Annotated in this window: 1 protein-coding gene; it reads left to right on the forward strand. The window is 60.8% G+C overall.

The genetic code is table 11. The annotated features are described in order from the left end of the window. Window positions 1-563: AraC family transcriptional regulator (locus PG5_RS32675; protein WP_042955993.1), on the forward strand; the 563-nt coding region annotated here is incomplete at its 5' end. Between the last annotated feature and the right edge of the window lie 21 nt (window positions 564-584).

The raw sequence follows: 584 nt of genomic DNA on the forward strand, positions 1-584 counted from the left end.
TCGATCATCAGGTCGTGACCTCAATGCGTGCCGAGATGCGCAGCCTGTATGTGCGCCGCGAAGATTGCGAGTGGGCGGACGGGCGTTGCCGGGTACTGGAAGTGACGCCGCTGGCCCGGGAGCTGATCAAGAGTTTTTGCCTGCTGCCAGTGGAATATCCACAGGGCGACAGCCCGCAAGCGCGGCTGGTGAGTGTATTGCTCGATCAGTTGGCGACATTGCCGGAAGTCGGGTTTTCCCTGCCGTTGCCCCGTCATGAAAGGTTGTTGGGCTTGTGCAACGAGCTGATCGAAAATCCCGAGCACAATGTGACCTTGCACGAATGGGCCGAGCGCCTGGGTACATCGGAGAAAACCCTGATGCGCCTGTTCCAGCGGGAAACCGGGTTGAGTTTCCGCGGTTGGCGCCAGCGCATGCGGCTGTTGTCGTCGTTAAGTCTGCTGGAGGAGGGCGACAGCGTGACCAACGCCGCGCTGGCCTGTGGGTATGACTCGACGTCAGCGTTTATTGCGGCGTTCAAGAGCCTGTTCGGATTTACCCCGGGAGAGCTGTTCCGACAGTGAGGGCCGCTTCGCGAGCAGGCT

The organism is Pseudomonas sp. G5(2012) (assembly GCF_000408945.1).
GTDB lineage: Bacteria > Pseudomonadota > Gammaproteobacteria > Pseudomonadales > Pseudomonadaceae > Aquipseudomonas > Aquipseudomonas umsongensis.